This is a genomic window from Streptomyces alanosinicus, assembly GCF_014650595.1.
Lineage (GTDB): Bacteria > Actinomycetota > Actinomycetes > Streptomycetales > Streptomycetaceae > Streptomyces > Streptomyces alanosinicus.
In genome coordinates, this window is the sequence record NZ_BMVG01000006.1 from 45,484 (window position 1) to 62,355 (window position 16,872).

Annotated in this window: 14 protein-coding genes and 1 tRNA gene; 6 read left to right on the plus strand and 9 right to left on the minus strand. The window is 69.0% G+C overall.

Annotated elements, in window-relative coordinates; all coding sequences use genetic code 11:
• The first annotated feature begins 107 nt into the window (after positions 1-107).
• The 3 genes from hrpA (at position 108) to IE277_RS15360 (ending at position 4,557) form a co-directional block, all read left to right on the plus strand.
• Complete coding sequence (gene hrpA, locus IE277_RS15350) at positions 108-4,052, plus strand: ATP-dependent RNA helicase HrpA (protein WP_189952673.1); 3,945 nt, start codon at positions 108-110, stop codon at positions 4,050-4,052.
• 97 nt (positions 4,053-4,149) lie between these two features.
• Positions 4,150-4,224, plus strand: a tRNA-Asp gene (locus IE277_RS15355).
• Positions 4,225-4,365: 141 nt separating this feature from the next.
• A complete protein-coding gene (locus IE277_RS15360; protein WP_189952675.1) occupies positions 4,366-4,557 on the plus strand; it encodes a DUF6274 family protein in 192 nt (63 codons plus the stop codon).
• Between the two features lie 460 nt (positions 4,558-5,017).
• On the opposite strand, the gene bldC is transcribed toward IE277_RS15360, so the two are convergent.
• Both bldC and IE277_RS15370 read right to left on the minus strand, forming a co-directional pair.
• Positions 5,018-5,224 carry a developmental transcriptional regulator BldC gene (gene bldC / locus IE277_RS15365; protein WP_003949541.1) on the minus strand — a complete coding sequence of 69 codons (207 nt, stop codon included), beginning with the start codon at positions 5,222-5,224 and terminating at the stop codon, positions 5,018-5,020.
• Positions 5,225-5,755: 531 nt separating this feature from the next.
• Positions 5,756-6,598 (minus strand): DUF8083 family protein, encoded by an 843-nt coding sequence (locus IE277_RS15370; protein WP_189952677.1) that lies wholly within the window; start codon positions 6,596-6,598, stop codon positions 5,756-5,758.
• Between the two features lie 200 nt (positions 6,599-6,798).
• On the opposite strand from IE277_RS15370, the gene IE277_RS15375 reads away from it, so the two are divergent.
• Positions 6,799-7,905, plus strand: coding sequence for a Leu/Phe/Val dehydrogenase (locus IE277_RS15375; RefSeq protein ID WP_189952679.1), 1,107 nt, complete (start codon positions 6,799-6,801; stop codon positions 7,903-7,905).
• Positions 7,906-8,195: 290 nt separating this feature from the next.
• Complete coding sequence (locus tag IE277_RS15380) at positions 8,196-8,453, plus strand: DUF3073 domain-containing protein (protein WP_071374783.1); 258 nt, start codon at positions 8,196-8,198, stop codon at positions 8,451-8,453.
• Between the two features lie 63 nt (positions 8,454-8,516).
• Here IE277_RS15380 and purM read toward each other — a convergent pair whose 3' ends face one another.
• The 7 genes from purM to purS all read right to left on the minus strand — a co-directional run bounded on the left by purM (position 8,517) and on the right by purS (position 16,091).
• The gene (gene purM / locus IE277_RS15385; RefSeq protein ID WP_189952681.1) at positions 8,517-9,590 is read right to left on the minus strand and encodes a phosphoribosylformylglycinamidine cyclo-ligase; all 1,074 of its coding nucleotides are present in this window, start codon (positions 9,588-9,590) and stop codon (positions 8,517-8,519) included.
• Positions 9,591-9,624: 34 nt separating this feature from the next.
• Positions 9,625-11,154, minus strand: a complete 1,530-nt coding sequence (purF, locus tag IE277_RS15390) for an amidophosphoribosyltransferase (protein ID WP_189952683.1) — start codon at positions 11,152-11,154, stop codon at positions 9,625-9,627.
• A gap of 223 nt (positions 11,155-11,377) precedes the next feature.
• On the minus strand, positions 11,378-11,737 hold the full coding sequence (locus IE277_RS15395; RefSeq protein ID WP_229881561.1) for an META domain-containing protein: 360 nt from the start codon (positions 11,735-11,737) through the stop codon (positions 11,378-11,380).
• Between the two features lie 203 nt (positions 11,738-11,940).
• A complete protein-coding gene (locus IE277_RS15400) occupies positions 11,941-12,738 on the minus strand; it encodes a maleylpyruvate isomerase family mycothiol-dependent enzyme (RefSeq protein WP_189952688.1) in 798 nt (265 codons plus the stop codon).
• A gap of 124 nt (positions 12,739-12,862) precedes the next feature.
• Positions 12,863-15,121, minus strand: coding sequence for a phosphoribosylformylglycinamidine synthase subunit PurL (purL, locus tag IE277_RS15405; RefSeq protein WP_189952690.1), 2,259 nt, complete (start codon positions 15,119-15,121; stop codon positions 12,863-12,865).
• Positions 15,118-15,822: a phosphoribosylformylglycinamidine synthase subunit PurQ gene (gene purQ, locus IE277_RS15410; RefSeq protein WP_189952692.1), complete on the minus strand. Its 705-nt coding sequence runs from the start codon at positions 15,820-15,822 to the stop codon at positions 15,118-15,120. The genes purL and purQ overlap by 4 nt, the downstream gene beginning before the upstream one ends.
• Positions 15,819-16,091, minus strand: coding sequence for a phosphoribosylformylglycinamidine synthase subunit PurS (gene purS / locus IE277_RS15415; RefSeq protein WP_189952693.1), 273 nt, complete (start codon positions 16,089-16,091; stop codon positions 15,819-15,821). The genes purQ and purS overlap by 4 nt, the downstream gene beginning before the upstream one ends.
• A 310-nt stretch (positions 16,092-16,401) precedes the next feature.
• Between purS and IE277_RS15420 the strand changes: the two genes are divergently transcribed.
• Positions 16,402-16,719 carry a histone-like nucleoid-structuring protein Lsr2 gene (locus tag IE277_RS15420; RefSeq protein WP_189952696.1) on the plus strand — a complete coding sequence of 106 codons (318 nt, stop codon included), beginning with the start codon at positions 16,402-16,404 and terminating at the stop codon, positions 16,717-16,719.
• The last annotated feature ends 153 nt before the right edge of the window (positions 16,720-16,872 follow it).

The following is a 16,872-nucleotide window of genomic DNA, read 5'->3' on the forward strand; positions in this document are numbered from 1 at the left end:
GCAGTGCCCTGGTCGGCGTACGACCTCGCCGTCCCGGGCCGGGCCGATCCCGCCCCGCGTCAAATCGTTCGCATGTTTTTCGGACGGGGTGAGATCCTGGACCGCGTATGTCTACGCATCCCGCCCCCGCTCTCGGCACCCTCGCCCCCCGTCTGACCGAGCTGTCGCTGCGCGACGCACATCGGCTCGGCCGGCGGCTCGAGGGCGCGCGCAAGATCCGTAAGCCGGAGGCCCGCGCCGCCGTCCTCGCCGAGATCGAGGCGGAGGTCGGCAAGGCCGAGGCCCGGATCGGTGAACGGCTTGCCCGCGTGCCCGCCGTCTCGTACCCCGAGCAGCTTCCGGTCAGCCAGAAGAAAGACGCGATCGCGGCGGCCATCCGCGATCACCAGGTCGTCATCGTGGCCGGTGAGACCGGGTCCGGCAAGACCACCCAGATCCCCAAGATCTGTGTGGAGCTGGGCCGGGGCGTGCGCGGCATGATCGGGCACACCCAGCCCCGCCGTATCGCCGCCCGGACCGTCGCCGAGCGCGTGGCGGAGGAGCTGAGCACACCGCTCGGCGAGGCCGTCGGCTGGAAGGTCCGCTTCACCGACCAGGTGAACCCGGACGCCACGTTCATCAAGCTGATGACGGACGGCATCCTGCTCGCCGAGATCCAGACCGACCGCGAGCTGCGCGCCTACGACACGATCATCATCGACGAGGCCCATGAGCGGTCCCTGAACATCGACTTCCTGCTCGGGTATCTCGCGCAGCTGCTGCCCAAGCGGCCGGATCTCAAGGTCGTCATCACCTCGGCGACCATCGATCCCGAGCGTTTCTCCCGGCACTTCGGCGACGCCCCGATCATCGAGGTCAGCGGCCGGACGTATCCGGTGGAGGTCCGCTACCGCCCCCTCCTCGAAGAGGACTCGGACGACGCCGACCGCGACCAGATCACCGCCATCTGCGACGCGGTGGAGGAACTCCAGGCCGAGGGCCAGGGCGACATCCTCGTCTTCCTCTCCGGCGAGCGGGAGATCCGGGACACGGCGGACGCGCTGGAGAAGAAGAAGTACAGATTCACGGAGATCCTGCCCCTCTACGCCCGGCTCTCGCACGCCGAGCAGCACCGGGTCTTCCAGCCGCACACCGGGCGCAGGATCGTTCTGGCCACGAACGTCGCCGAGACCTCCCTCACCGTCCCCGGTATCAAGTACGTCATCGACCCCGGCTTCGCCCGGATCAGCCGCTACAGCCATCGCACCAAGGTCCAGCGGCTGCCCATCGAGCCGGTCTCCCAGGCCAGCGCCAACCAGCGCAAGGGCCGCTGCGGCCGGACCAGCGACGGTATCTGCATCCGGCTGTACGCCGAGGACGACTTCCTCGGCCGCCCGGAGTTCACCGACGCGGAGATCCTCCGTACGAACCTCGCCTCCGTCATCCTGCAGATGACCGCCGCCGGTCTCGGCGACATCGAGAAGTTCCCCTTCATCGACCCGCCGGACCACCGCAACATCCGCGACGGTGTGCAGCTGCTGCAGGAGCTGGGCGCGCTGGACCCCGCGCAGAAGGACGCCCGCAAGCGGCTCACCGACACCGGCCGCAAGCTGGCCCAGCTGCCCGTCGACCCGCGTCTGGCCCGGATGGTCCTGGAGGCCGACCGCAACGGCTGTGTCCGCGAGGTCATGGTCATCGCGGCCGCGCTGTCCATCCAGGACCCGCGCGAGCGCCCGGCCGACAAGCAGACCCAGGCCGACCAGCAGCACGCCCGCTTCAAGGACGAGACCAGCGACTTCCTCGCCTATCTGAACCTGTGGCGGTACGTCCGCGAGCAGCAGAAGGAGCGGGGATCGTCTTCCTTCCGGCGGATGTGCAAGCAGGAGTATCTGAACTTCCTGCGCATCCGCGAATGGCAGGACATCTACACCCAGCTGCGCACGGTCGCCAAGCAGATGGGCATCCACCTCAGCGAGGACGACGCCCCCGCCGACCGCGTCCATGTCTCGCTCCTCGCCGGCCTGCTCTCCCACCTCGGGATGAAGGACGTCAAGGACGGCAACAAGAACGAGTACCTGGGCGCCCGCAGCGCCAAGTTCGCGATCTTCCCAGGCTCGGCGCTGTTCAAGAAGCAGCCGAAGTTCGTGATGTCGGCCGAGCTGGTGGAGACGAGCCGGCTGTGGGCGCGGGTCAACGCGAAGATCGAGCCCGAGTGGGTCGAGCCGCTCGCCGAGCACCTCCTGAAGCGGACGTACAGCGAACCGCACTGGGAGAAGGACCAGGCGGCCGTGATGGCGCACGAGAAGGTCACGCTGTACGGCGTCCCGATCGTCGCCCAGCGCAAGGTGAACTACGGCCGGATCGACCCCGAGGTCAGCCGCGAGCTGTTCATCCGCAACGCGCTGGTCGAGGGCGACTGGCGGACGCACCACAAGTTCTTCGCCGACAACCGCAGACTGCTCAGCGAGGTCGCGGAGCTGGAGAACCGGGCGCGGCGCCGGGACATCGTGGTCGACGACGACACGCTCTTCGACTTCTACGACCAGCGCGTGCCCGAACACGTGGTCTCGGGTGCCCACTTCGACTCCTGGTGGAAGCACAAGCGACACGAGCAGCCGGACTTCCTGGACTTCGAGCGGGAGATGCTCATCCGGGAGTCGGCGGAGGCGGTCACCAAGGCCGACTATCCGGACTCCTGGCGGCAGGGGCAGCTCACGTTCCGGGTGACGTACCAGTTCGAGCCGGGCGCGGACGCGGACGGTGTGACGGTCCACATCCCGCTCCAGGTCCTCAACCAGGTCACGGACGAGGGCTTCGAGTGGCAGATCCCGGGCCTGCGCGAGGAGGTCGTGACGGAGCTGATCCGCTCCCTGCCCAAGCCGGTCCGCCGCAACTACGTGCCCGCGCCGAACTACGCGAAGGCCTTCCTGGACCGGGCGGTGCCCCTCCAGGAGCCGCTGGCCGTGACGATGGCCCGCGAGCTGAGGCGGATGGTCGGCGTGCCCTTCGAGGCGGACGACTTCGACTGGTCCAAGGTCCCCGACCACCTCAAGATCACCTTCCGGATCGTCGACGAGCGGCGCCGCAAGCTGGCCGAGGACAAGGATCTGGAGGCGCTGAAGCTCCAGCTGAAGCCGAAGGCGCGCAAGGCCCTCTCCCAGGCGGCGGCCGCCACCGCGTCCCGTGAGGGCGGCGAGTCCCTGGAGCGCAAGGGCCTCACCGACTGGACGATCGGGACACTCAGCCGGGTCTTCGAGACCCGCCGCGCCGGCCAGCCGGTGAAGGCGTACCCGGCCCTGGTGGACGACGGCGACACGGTCTCGGTGCGGCTCTTCGACACGGAGGCCGAGCAGGCCGAGGCGATGTGGAAGGGCACCCGGCGCCTCATCCTGCGCAACATCCCGGTGAACCCGGCGAAGTTCGCGTCCGAGAAGCTGACCAACGCCCAGAAGCTCGCCCTGTCGGCGAACCCGCACGGCTCCATCCAGGCCCTGTTCGACGACTGCGCGATGGCCGCGGCGGACAAGCTGATCGCGGACTTCGGCGGGCCGGCGTGGGACGAGGAGTCGTACCGGAAGCTGTACGACAAGGTGCGTGCGGAGATCGTCGACACGACGGTCCGTACGGTCACCCAGGTGCAGCAGGTCCTCGCCGCCTGGCAGGCCTGTGAGCGTCGTCTGAAGGCCACCCGCAGCCCGGCGCTGCTCGCGAACCTGACGGACGTGCGGGGCCAGCTGGACGCCCTGGTGAAGCCCGGTTTCGTGACGTGGGCCGGGATACGCCGCCTGCCCGACCTGATGCGCTATCTGGTGGCCGTGGACCGGCGTCTGCAGCAGATGCCGACGAACGTCCAGCGGGACACCACGCGCATGGAGAAGGTCCACGAGATGCGGGACGAGTACGCCTGGCTCCTGGAACAGCTGCCCAAGGGGCGCCCCGTGCCGCGGCAGGTCCTGGACATCCGCTGGATGATCGAGGAGCTGCGGGTCAGCTATTTCGCCCACGCCCTGGGCACGGCGTACCCCGTCTCCGACAAGCGGATCGTGAAGGCGATCGACGCTGCCGTACCGTAGTCATCCACGCACAGGGGGTGAGTTCGACCAGGCGGCCCCACCTCCTGTACAGTCTGTTCTCGCAGCGCAACGCACCAAACCAAGCGCCGCGAAACCTGGTCCTGTGGAGCAGTTTGGAGTGCTCGCCACCCTGTCAAGGTGGAGGCCGCGGGTTCAAATCCCGTCAGGACCGCATCTGCGAAGGCCCTCGTCCCATCCGGACGGGGGCCTTCTTTTGCTTTCGCCGCATGCGTCCGCGCCCTTGACGGCGTCACATTCGCTCGGTACCCAAGGACCAGGGCCCGTTCCCCTGTGCGGTCCGCGGAGGTGGCATATGGCGGCATCGGCCAGGCACGAGACGCGGGCACTGCTGAGGGCCCATCTGTCGGCCGCCACGTCCTACCGGCATCTCACCCGCCACTGCCCCATCTGTCATCACCTGCTGCGGCTGGCGATGGACACCGCCCCACGCGCCCAGGAGACGGGCGAGGGGGAGCTGGAGGACGAAAGTCCCCGCACCGCGTGACCAAGGCCGGTCCCAACGGCCCGCCCGGCGTGGCACGCTGGAACGGATCGCTTCTCTAGCGCACACATGCCGCGGGCAACAACCGGCGAGACATGTGACGGGAGTCACCGCATGAGTTTTTGAAAGGACGGAACTTACCCCCGTCCTACAACAGGTCAATTTAATATGTGCAATTGCACCCTCATCAGATGTCACGCACAGCCGTTCCGACAGCCCTGCCCAGACTCCGACAAGGCCGCTCACAGCGCCCCATCACCACCCGCGACCAGCGCACAAAAAAGATCGCGCTGGACCCGGCGGAGTCCAGCGCGATCTACGACGCACCCTGTGTCGCTGCCTAAACGTTCTCTTCGGCTTGGGCGTGGGGCCTGTTGGGGCAGGTCCCGCGTCGCTTGGAGCTAGGGTTCGGGCGCCTCGACAGGTTGGGGGACCTGCCGCTTTTGCCCGGTTATGCAGTTGTTCAGGCCTCGCTGCGCTGCTGCGGGATGCCCGCGAGCAGAGCGCGGACCTCGGCCTCGCGATAGCGGCGATGCCCGCCGAGCGTTCGAATGGACGTGAGCTTGCCGGCCTTCGCCCACCGCGTGACCGTCTTCGGGTCCACGCGGAACATCGTGGCGACCTCAGCCGGGGTCAGCAGCGGCTCGGCATCAGGGGTGCGAGCGGTCATGAGCGGCCTCCTCGGGAGAACCGAACCTTCTCGGTTCTTTCCTCTAAATTCTGCACCTTGACCCACGTTGCCCGAAATGGCGGACGCGGGCCGAGTCGGTTATAGGACGAACGGCTTGTCCTCGGCACTACAACTACACCATCTGTCCAGCCACGTCGGCCAAACCGATGGAATTGCCCTCCCAGGTGTTCATCAGCGACGGAAGCCGATGGACCATGCCATAGCGGACAGTCACGCCACTGTGACGATCAGTCACAGGGCGATCAGGAGTCACCAGACCCCCCAAAGCGTGCAATGCTGAGATTCCGCCCATGGTGGAGCATAGTTGGGCGGAAGGAGTCCTCCCCGGACTCCTTGTCCTATTTTGGCATGAGGGGTGCCAAGAGGCGCAAGGGCCGGGTAAGTGCCGTCCATCACCCTTGAGGCAAAAGTCCAGATCGGGACCAACGTCCCCTCACATGGGCAAGTGCCGTAGACCGTACGTCGTTCGACGCCGTTCGAGCCGTGATGTAGATCACAGTCTTACGTCACTCAATTCGCGGAACGCCGGTCCCGTACCGCCCGCCAGCGCTCGACCAGCCGCACATAGGCCTCCCCGGCCGCCGCCCCGTCGCCCCGGCGCAGCGCCTCGATGCCGTCGGCCACGTCCGCCGCCGAGTGGTCGCCCTCCAACTCACCGGCCGGCAGCACATGCACCAGGCCGCCGTAGTCCAGCTCCACCAGCGAGCGCGGATGGAACTCCTCCAGCCAGCGGCCGACGTCCACGAGACCGTCGATCAGCGGCCCCTCTTCCACGGCGTCCTTCAGCGTGCGCAGCGCCCGCGCCACCCGCCGCCGGGCCTGCACCATGGGCGTGCGGTAGCGCAGCACCGGCGGCACCTCGGCGGTGCCCTTCTCATAGCGCCGCTCCTCGTCCGAGACGAGCACGAACCAGTTCAGCGGCACCTGCCAGGTCGAGGTGCGGATCCAGGGGCGGGCGTCGGGATTGCGGTCGAGCCAGCGCTCGTAGTCCTGGGCGGCCTGGCGGCGTACGACCGGGGGCAGCGCCGCGTCCAGGACCGGCGCGGGCAGTTCCTCCGCCAGCTCGCCGAGCGCCTGCCAGCCGCGCAGCCGGGTCCGCCAGGGGCACACACAGACCACGCCGTCGACCTCGGCCACGAAGGCGTCGCTGCTCTCGTGCACGGGCACCGCGACCGGCGGGGTCGGCAGCAAGTCGGCAAGGGAGCGGCGCAGTTCGTCCTGATAGGAGGGACGGTCGGGGCGGCGGGCGTAGCGCGCCCAGTGGCTGCGCTCCGGCTCCGGGAAGGCGCCCAGCGGCTCGTACACGCGCAGGTACGCGGCATAGGGGACTACCACGGAGGACACCTTCGGCACGCCTGCTCCCTCCCCATCGGGCCCCGCTCGAAACCACTGCAAATCGTCCCACGGACATGCGTGCGCCGAAGGCGCGCGAGAGTGATCCTGAACACTGCACAGATGGTGGTCCTACCGAGGCTCTACGCTCAGGGCACGGCGCCCCGCCACCTGTACGGGGTTCCGCCCCACTCGCCGCTATTTACACAGGAGTCACCACAGTGACTGACGTAACCGGCGCGCCTGCTGATGTCCTGCACACCCTGTTCCACTCGGACCAGGGCGGCCATGAGCAGGTCGTGCTCTGCCAGGATCGTGCGAGCGGCCTCAAGGCCGTCATCGCCATCCACTCCACCGCCCTGGGCCCGGCCCTCGGCGGCACGCGCTTCTATCCCTACGCCACCGAGGCCGAGGCCGTCGCCGACGCCCTCAACCTGGCGCGCGGGATGTCGTACAAGAACGCCATGGCCGGTCTCGACCACGGCGGCGGCAAGGCCGTGATCATCGGCGACCCGGACCGCGACAAGTCCGAGGACCTCCTCCTCGCCTACGGCCGTATGGTCGCCTCGCTCGGCGGGCGGTACGTCACGGCGTGCGACGTCGGCACCTATGTCGCCGACATGGACGTAGTGGCCCGCGAATGCCGCTGGACCACCGGCCGCTCCCCCGAGAACGGCGGCGCCGGCGACTCCTCCGTGCTCACCGCCTTCGGCGTCTACCAGGGCATGCGCGCCTCCGCCCAGCACCTGTGGGGCGACCCCTCGCTGCGCGGCCGCAAGGTCGGCATCGCGGGCGTCGGCAAGGTCGGCCACCACCTGGTGAAGCACCTGCGCGAGGAGGGCGCCGAGGTCGTCGTCACGGACGTGCGCACGGACGCCGTCCAGCGGATCCTGGAGCAGTATCCGGCGGGCGTGACGGCGGTCGCCGACACCGCGGCGCTGATCCGCGTGGAGGGCCTCGACATCTATGCCCCCTGCGCGCTCGGCGGTGCCCTGAACGACGACAGCGTGCCGGTGCTCACCGCCAAGGTGGTGTGCGGCGCGGCCAACAACCAACTCGCGCACCCGGGTGTGGAGAAAGACCTCGCCGACCGCGGGATCCTCTACGCGCCGGACTACGTGGTGAACGCCGGCGGCGTCATCCAGGTCGCCGACGAACTGCACGGGTTCGACTTCGACCGGTGCAGGACGAAGGCGGCGAAGATCTTCGACACCACGCTGGCCATATTCGCACGTGCGAAGGAAGACGGGATTCCGCCGGCCGCCGCGGCCGACCGGATCGCCGAGCAGCGCATGGCCGAGGCCCGCGCGGGACGCATCGCACACTGACCGTTCGCACACATGAGCGGTACCCGTCGGCGGGAACTTAGAGAGAACTCTCACTTCCACCGGCGGGTCGTTCCCCGATAAGTGGTTAAAATCGCCACTGACCAGCGAGGACGGGGCGCCTCGAAGGTCCTGTGCACACGCGCGTGCTGCGGGCGACGTACCGTATGGGCGCGGGCTCAGGTACCGTGGAAGCCCTACGGACCGGCCTCTCTATTGAGAGTCCGTTCCAGATCATGAACGCGTGTCAGACTCTGGGGCCGTTGAGCCCCTGTCACCGAGGGGGTCGAGCCATGGGGCGCGGCCGGGCCAAGGCCAAGCAGACAAAGGTCGCCCGCCAGCTGAAGTACAACAGCGGTGGGACTGACCTGTCACGTCTGGCCAGTGAACTGGGCGCATCGACGTCGAACCAGCCGCCGAACGGCGAGCCGTTCGAGGACGATGAGAACGACGAGGACGATCTCTACTCTCGTTATGCCGACCTCTACGAGGACGACGACGAGGAAGAGGACGACAAGGATCCTCACCAACAGCACCGTCGCGGCGCTTGACCTTGCAGTGACCAGCCCGGTCGGTGGCAGAGCCACCGACCGGTTTCTGTGCTGTCCGCGGGGTCAGACCGCGTAGTCCCCGACCAGCTCGGCGCCGGTCGTCTTCGTGCCCCGGTCCGTGATCTCGCCGGCCACCCAGGCGTCCACACCGCGGTCGGCCAGGGTCGCGAGGGCCACCTCGGCGGACTCCTCGGGGACGATCGCCATCATGCCGACGCCCATGTTGAGGGTCTTCTCCAGCTCCAGGCGCTCGACGTCCCCGGTCCGTCCGACCAGGTCGAAGATCGCGCCCGGGGTCCAGGTGGAGCGGTCGACCGTGGCGTGCAGCCCGTCCGGGATCACCCGGGCCAGGTTGGCCGCGAGCCCGCCGCCGGTGATGTGCGAGAAGGCGTGTACATCGGCGGTGCGGGTGAGCGCCAGGCAGTCCAGCGAGTAGATCTTGGTCGGCTCCAGCAGCTCCTCGCCGAGGGTGCGGCCGAGCTCGGCGACCTCCGACTCCAGGGCCAGGCCCGCCGTGTTCAGCAGCACATGCCGGACCAGGGAGTACCCGTTCGAGTGAAGCCCGGAGGACGCCATGGCGATCACCGCGTCACCCTTACGGATGCGATCCGCGCCGAGCAGCCGGTCGGCCTCCACGACACCCGTGCCGGCGCCGGCGACATCGAAGTCGTCCGCGCCCAGCAGCCCGGGGTGCTCGGCCGTCTCGCCGCCCACCAGGGCGCACCCGGCGAGCACACAGCCCTCCGCGATGCCCTTCACGATGGCCGCGACGCGCTCGGGGTGGACCTTGCCGACGCAGATGTAGTCCGTCATGAACAGCGGCTCGGCACCGCACACCACGATGTCGTCCATGACCATGGCGACCAGGTCGTGGCCGATGGTGTCGTAGACGCCCATACGGCGGGCGATGTCGACCTTGGTGCCGACGCCGTCCGTGGCGGAGGCGAGCAGCGGACGCTCGAAGCGCTTGAGGGCGGAGGCGTCGAAGAGACCGGCGAACCCGCCGAGGCCGCCGAGGACCTCGGGGCGCTGGGTCTTCTTCACCCACTCCTTCATGAGTTCCACGGCGCGGTCGCCCGCCTCGATATCGACACCGGCAGCCGCGTAGGAAGCACCGGGTACAGCAGTCTCAGACATTGCCTGGGATCTTTCGGGTTGGTTTCTACGAGGCTTACGGGCGACGGATCGCGTCGGCGGCGGCCGTCGCGGCGGGCCCCGCGGCCAGCTCGGTCTCCAGCAGCTGCTTGCCGAGCAGCTCGGGGTCCGGCAGCTCCATCGGGTACTCGCCGTCGAAGCAGGCGCGGCACAGGTCGGGCTTGGCGATGGTGGTCGCCTCGATCATGCCGTCGATGGAGATGTAGGAGAGCGAGTCGGCGCCGAGGCTGGTACCGATCTCCTCGATGGTCATGCCGTTGGCGATCAGCTCCGCGCGCGTGGCGAAGTCGATGCCGAAGAAGCAGGGCCACTTCACGGGCGGCGAGGAGATCCGGATGTGGACCTCGGCGGCGCCGGCCTCGCGGAGCATGCGCACCAGGGCGCGCTGGGTGTTGCCGCGCACGATCGAGTCGTCGACGACGACCAGGCGCTTGCCCTTGATGACTTCCTTCAGCGGGTTCAGCTTCAGGCGGATGCCCAGCTGGCGGATGGTCTGCGAGGGCTGGATGAAGGTCCGCCCGACGTAGGCGTTCTTCACCAGGCCGTTGCCGAAGGGGATGCCGGAGGCCTCCGCGTAGCCGATGGCGGCCGGGGTGCCGGACTCCGGGGTGGCTATGACCAGGTCGGCCTCGACCGGGGCTTCCTTGGCGAGCCGGCGGCCCATCTCCACCCGGGAGAGGTACACGTTCCGGCCGGCGATGTCGGTGTCCGGGCGGGCCAGGTACACATACTCGAAGACACAGCCCTTGGGCTTCGCTTCCGCGAATCGGGAGCTGCGCAGGCCGTTCTCGTCGACGGCGATGAACTCGCCCGGCTCGATCTCGCGGACGAAGCTGGCGCCGCAGATGTCCAGGGCGGCGGACTCGGAGGCGACCACCCAGCCGCGCTCCAGGCGGCCGAGGACCAGCGGGCGGATGCCCTGCGGGTCACGGGCGGCGTAGAGGGTGTGCTCGTCCATGAAGACGAGGGAGAAGGCGCCGCGCACCTTCGGGAGCACCGCGTGCGCGGCCTCCTCGATGGTCAGCGGCTTGCCGTCGTCGTCGACCTGGGCGGCCAGCAGGGCCGTCAGCAGGTCGGTGTCGTTGGTGGCCGCGACCCGGGTGGAACGGCTGTTGTTGTCGTTCGGCAGGGCGGCGACCATCTCGGCGAGCTGCGCCGTGTTGACCAGGTTGCCGTTGTGGCCGAGCGCGATCGAGCCGTGCGCGGTGGCGCGGAAGGTCGGCTGGGCGTTCTCCCACACGGAGGCGCCGGTGGTCGAGTAGCGGGCGTGTCCGACCGCGATATGACCCTGGAGCGAACCGAGCGAGGTTTCGTCGAAGACCTGGGAGACCAGGCCCATGTCCTTGAAGACGAGGATCTGGGAGCCGTTGCTGACCGCGATTCCCGCGGATTCCTGACCCCGGTGCTGGAGGGCGTAGAGCCCGAAGTACGTGAGCTTTGCGACCTCTTCGCCCGGAGCCCAGACACCGAAGACGCCGCAAGCGTCCTGGGGGCCTTTCTCGCCGGGAAGCAGATCGTGATTGAGTCGACCGTCACCACGTGGCACGGCACCGAGTGTAGGCGAGGTCGACCACTGGTCCGAATTGGGGATACGCGCTTCTTACGGAACGCCTGACACCGATCATTTTGTCGCTTTCCTCGTTTGCACTGGTCAGCGAGGTGACCTATGCCCTTCGGCGCACGCAGGAGGTCTGTCCCGTGGCGGCGTCCGCCCGTTCGCCGGGTCGGTGAGTGAGGTGTCGCACACCATTCGGGGGTACTGCGGGTGATCAACCGGGCGTACCACGGCTGAGCTGGATGCGGTCGCCGGCGCCGTCGGTGAGCGTCAGCTTCCCGTCGTCGGCCTTGGCGAGAAGCGTGCCGGTGGTCAGGGCGCGGGAGAGGGCGCGCTCGAAGTCCATCCGGTCCGGGGCGCAGGCCATCCTGGTCGTGCGCAGATCGCCGAAGGTGAGGTGGTCGCCGTGGACCGTGACCCGGGCGCTGAACTGGTTGCAGCCGAGGTTCCCGGCCGCCTTGCCGTCCGCGTCGATCCGCAGCCGGGCGACGGCCGGCGCATGCCGGGTCGTGTCGCCGACGGTGAGGCTGTCGACCCGCCAGTCGACGCCGGTCACGGGCTGGGGAACGCTCACCGCACCACTGTCCGCCCTCCCGTTTCCACATGCCACCGTGAGCACGGCGAGAGCGGCGGCCACTGTCGGGATCATGCGCTGCTTGTACCGGTTCATGGCGATTCGACGCTCCGGCGGCACGACCGGTTCCGCTACGGCCGCTTCCCTGCGCCGGCTTCCCTGCGCCGGCTTCCCTACGGCTGCTTCCGCTACGGCTGCTTCCGCTACGACATCAGCGGCAGCAGCCCCCCGATGTCAGCCCGCTCCCCACTGGCGCTGACCTTGGCCTGCGCCACGGCGTCCGGGAAGCTCACCCGCCCGGTGGCGAGCCGGACGAAGGTCAGCGGGTCGGTCTCGACGACGTTGGGCGGGGTGCCACGGGTGTGCCGTGGCCCCTCGACGCACTGCACGACGGCGAAGGGCGGCACCCGCACCTCGGTGGAGCCGCCGGGCGCCTTCACGGCGAGCGCGTCGGCGAGCAGCCGGGTGGCGGCGGCCAGGGCCTGACGGTCGTACGGCACGTCCAGACCGGGCACGGCGGCGTTGAGGTCGTCGGTGTGGACGACGAGTTCGACGGCGCGGGTGACCAGGTAGTCGTCCAGGGGCAGCGCGCCCGCGTTGGTCTCCAGGAGCCGGCCGCCGGGGTGCTCGGCGAGCAGGGTGCGCAGGGACGCCTCGACGTCGGCGAGATAGCCGCCGAGGTCGGGCCGGTCCGCGGCGAGGCCTCGGGTGAACTCGTCGATGGCGGCGGCGCTGGCGGCCGTGGCGAAGGGCCACTGCACGACCGTCACGTCCTGCCTGGGCGGCGCCGGCCGGTCGAGGGCACGGTGCACGGCGGTGCCCGCCATGCCGATGTGCGCGATCAGCTCGCGTACCGTCCACGCGCCGAGCCGGGTGGGCAGCGCGAGCTGCTCGGGCCCGAGGCCGTGGACGGCCTCCCGTACGTTCCCGAGCTGGGCGAGGACCGCGGCGCGGGTCCTTGTGGGGTCGTATGCGCGAGCGCGCTTCTTGGCCGGTGGCATGGCGGCGAGCCTATGCCGTCACGGTGTGGCCCTTCAGGCCGTTTTCCCGGGCCCGGGAGGCCGTCGCGGCACGGGGTTGCGGCCCCGCCCGGTGTCCGGACGGGGCTGCACCGACGTACGCCGGTCACGCCAGCAGCGCCGGGATGGTCTCCTCGTGCGCCGTGCGCAGCTCCTCCAGGGTGAGCGCGAACTCGCCCTGGATCTCGACCGCGTCACCGTCCACGACACCGACGCGGGTGGCCGGCAGGCCGCGCGCACCGCACATGTCGTTGAAGCGGACCTCCTCCGAGCGCGGCACGGCGACGATCGCACGGCCGGCGGACTCGGAGAACAGGAAGGTGAAGGCGTCCAGACCGTCCGGTACGACCAGCCGCGCGCCCTTGCCGCCGAGCAGCGCGGACTCCACGACCGCCTGCACCAGACCGCCGTCGGACAGGTCGTGCGCGGAGTCGATCATGCCGTCGCGGGAGGCGGAGATCAGGATCTCGGCCAGCAGCCGCTCCCGCTCCAGGTCCACCTGCGGAGGCAGACCGCCGAGGTGGTCGTGGACCACCTGCGACCAGGCCGAGCCGCCGAACTCCTCGCGGGTGTCGCCGAGGAGGTAGATCAGCTGGCCCTCCTCCTGGAAGGCGACCGGGGTGCGGCGCGCCACGTCGTCGATCACACCGAGGACGGCGACCACCGGGGTCGGGTGGATGGCCGCCTCGCCCGTCTGGTTGTACAGCGACACATTGCCGCCGGTGACCGGGGTGCCCAACTGCAGGCAGCCGTCGGCCAGTCCGCGCACCGCCTCCGCGAACTGCCACATCACCGCCGGGTCCTCGGGCGAGCCGAAGTTCAGGCAGTCGGAGACCGCGAGCGGCTTGGCGCCCGTCGTCGCCACGTTCCGGTAGGCCTCCGCGAGCGCCAGCTGGGCGCCGGTGTACGGGTCCAGCTTGGCGTACCGGCCGTTGCCGTCCGTGGCGATCGCGACGCCGAGGCCACTCGACTCGTCGACGCGGATCATGCCCGAGTCCTCGGGCTGGGCGAGCACCGTGTTGCCCTGCACGAAGTGGTCGTACTGCTGGGTGATCCACTTCTTGGAGGCCTGGTTCGGCGAGCCGACCAGCTTCAGGACCTGGTCCTTCAGCTCGTCCGAGGACGTGGGCCGGGGCAGCTTGTTCGCGTCGTCGGCCTGAAGGGCGTCCTGCCAGTGCGGGCGGGCGTACGGGCGCTCGTAGACCGGGCCCTCGTGCGCGACCGTGCGCGGGTCGACGTCGACGATCTTTCCGCCGTGCCAGTAGATCTCCAGGCGGTCGCCGTCGGTCACCTCACCGATGACGGTGGCGATGACGTCCCACTTCTCGCAGATCTCCAGGAATCGGTCGACCTTCTCCGGCTCGACCACCGCGCACATGCGTTCCTGCGACTCGCTCATGAGGATCTCCTCGGGCGAGAGCGTCGAGTCACGCAGCGGGACGTCGTCCAGGGTCACCCGCATGCCGCCGGAGCCGTTCGAGGCCAGCTCGGACGTGGCGCAGGACAGGCCCGCCGCGCCCAGGTCCTGGATGCCGACGACGAGCTTCTCGCGGAAGGCCTCCAGGGTGCACTCGATGAGGAGCTTCTCCTGGAAGGGGTCGCCGACCTGGACGGCGGGGCGCTTCGAGGGCTTCGCGTCGTCGAAGGTCTCGCTCGCCAGGATCGAGGCGCCGCCGATGCCGTCGCCGCCGGTCCGGGCGCCGTACAGGACGACCTTGTTGCCCGCGCCGGAGGCCTTGGCGAGGTGGATGTCCTCGTGCCGCATCACACCGATGGCACCGGCGTTGACCAGCGGGTTTCCCTGGTAGCAGGAGTCGAAGACAACCTCGCCGCCGATGTTGGGCAGGCCCAGGCAGTTGCCGTAGCCGCCGATGCCGGCGACGACGCCCGGCAGGACGCGCTTGGTGTCGGGGTGGTCGGCGGCGCCGAAGCGCAGCGGGTCGACGACCGCGACCGGGCGGGCGCCCATCGCGATGATGTCGCGGACGATGCCGCCGACGCCGGTCGCGGCGCCCTGATACGGCTCGACGTACGACGGGTGGTTGTGCGACTCCACCTTGAAGGTGACCGCGTAGCCCTGGCCGACGTCCACCACGCCCGCGTTCTCGCCGATGCCGACGAGCAGGGCGTCGCTCTGCGGGGCCTTCTCGCCGAACTGGCGCAGATGGACCTTGGAGGACTTGTACGAGCAGTGCTCGGACCACATGACCGAGTACATGGCGAGTTCGGCGCCGGTCGGGCGGCGGCCGAGGATCTCCACCACCCGCTCGTACTCGTCCTTCTTCAGGCCGAGTTCGGCCCAGGGCAGCTCGACGTCGGGGGTCGCGGCCGCGTGCTCGACCGTGTCCAGAGGCGTCCGGCTCATGCGTTGACCAGCTTCTTGAGGATCGAGGTGAAGAACGGGAGGCCGTCGGTGCGGCCGGTGCCGATCAGCGGCTCCACGGCGTGCTCGGGGTGCGGCATGAGGCCTACGACGTTCCCGGCCTCGTTGGTGATGCCGGCGATGTCGCGGAGCGAGCCGTTCGGGTTGCCGCGTTCATTGGCGACTCCGTCGCGGGCCATGTACCGGAAGACGACCCGCCCCTCGGCCTCCAGCTTGTCGAGGGTGTACTCGTCGGCGACGTACCGGCCGTCCATGTTCTTCAGCGGGATGTGGATCTCCTGGCCGGCGCGGTAGTCACCGGTCCAGGCGGTCTCCGCGTTCTCCACCCGCAGCTTCTGGTCGCGGCAGATGAAGTGGAGGTGGTCGTTGCCGAGCATCCCGCCCGGGAGGAGGTGGGCCTCGGTGAGGACCTGGAAGCCGTTGCAGATACCGAGGACCGGCAGCCCGGCCTTCGCCTGCTCGATGACGGTCTCCATCACCGGCGAGAACCGGGAGATGGCACCGGCCCGCAGATAGTCGCCGTAGGAGAAACCGCCGGGAAGGACCACGGCGTCGACCTGCTTGAGGTCCTTGTCCTTGTGCCACAGGGCGACGGGTTCGGCACCGGCGAGGCGGATCGCGCGCTGGGTGTCCCGGTCGTCGAGACTCCCCGGGAAAGTGACGACGCCAATACGAGCGGTCACTTCGCGGCCTCCGCGACTTCCGCCGCCTCTTCCACCTTGACGGTGAAGTCCTCGATCACGGTGTTGGCGAGGAAGGATTCCGCGAGATCACGGATGCGGGCGAGCGCCGCCTCGTCGAGGGGCCCGTCAACTTCCAGTTCGAAACGCTTTCCCTGACGTACATCCGAGATCCCGTGGAAACCCAGGCGCGGCAGCGCACGCTGGACCGCCTGGCCCTGGGGGTCGAGGATCTCCGGCTTGAGCATGACGTCGACTACGACGCGTGCCACTGGCACTCCCGGTGTGTGGTGCTGAGCAGGTTCCTTCAGACTACCCGTACAAAATTTCTACGCGGGTAGAGTTGTAGGAAACTACGTGAGTCGCATCACGATCCGGTGTCGGAGCCGTGACGCCATGAAAAGTTCTGGGAAAGTTCGACGGTTCGCCCGGTCCGCCTATTGTGTTCGGACACGCGGGCGGATTTAGTCGGGCTTCACTTTGCATTGCCGGGCACTGTACAAATGAATTGGCAATAGCCGATACTCGGCACGTCATCACCGTTGAGCTGTATCGACGTGCCGCACGAAGGGACCGATATTCGTGGCGCAAAAGGTCGTGGTCACGCTCTTTGACGACATCGACGGCTCGGAAGCGGCGGAAACGATCGCCTTCGGACTCGACGGCAAGTCGTACGAGATCGACCTGAACTCATCCAACGCCAAGAAACTGCGCAAGGCGCTCGCGCCCTACGTGGACGCCGGCCGCAAGCGGTCGAGGTCCGGCAAGGCGTACAAGCAGACGGAGGTCGCGCCCGACCCGGCGGCCGTCCGCGCCTGGGCCCAGGCCAACAAGATGGACGTCCCGGCCCGCGGACGCATCCCCAAGAAGGTCTACGAAGCCTTCAGCGCCGCGCAGTGAGCCCCCGCCGGGGGCGGCGGAGAAAAGCCCGCGAAGGGGCAGTCCTCAGGGTCCGTCAGCGGGCCCTGAGGACCGTGCACTTGGCCGGGCGGGAGCCGGCCGGCGGGCCCGCGGGGGAGCCGACTTGCGCTACCCCCCTGCTGATCAGCTAAT

Excerpts from the sequence above, each read along its gene's own strand:
- bldC (WP_003949541.1), bottom strand. The coding sequence starts at position 5,224 with ATGACCGCTCGCACCCCTGATGCCGAGCCGCTGCTGACCCCGGCTGAG.
- IE277_RS15380 (WP_071374783.1), top strand. The coding sequence starts at position 8,196 with ATGGGGCGCGGCCGGGCCAAGGCCAAGCAGACAAAGGTCGCCCGCCAG.
- IE277_RS15400 (WP_189952688.1), bottom strand. The coding sequence starts at position 12,738 with ATGCCACCGGCCAAGAAGCGCGCTCGCGCATACGACCCCACAAGGACC.
- purL (WP_189952690.1), bottom strand. The coding sequence starts at position 15,121 with ATGAGCCGGACGCCTCTGGACACGGTCGAGCACGCGGCCGCGACCCCC.
- hrpA (WP_189952673.1), top strand. The coding sequence starts at position 108 with ATGTCTACGCATCCCGCCCCCGCTCTCGGCACCCTCGCCCCCCGTCTG.
- purM (WP_189952681.1), bottom strand. The coding sequence starts at position 9,590 with ATGTCTGAGACTGCTGTACCCGGTGCTTCCTACGCGGCTGCCGGTGTC.
- IE277_RS15360 (WP_189952675.1), top strand. The coding sequence starts at position 4,366 with ATGGCGGCATCGGCCAGGCACGAGACGCGGGCACTGCTGAGGGCCCAT.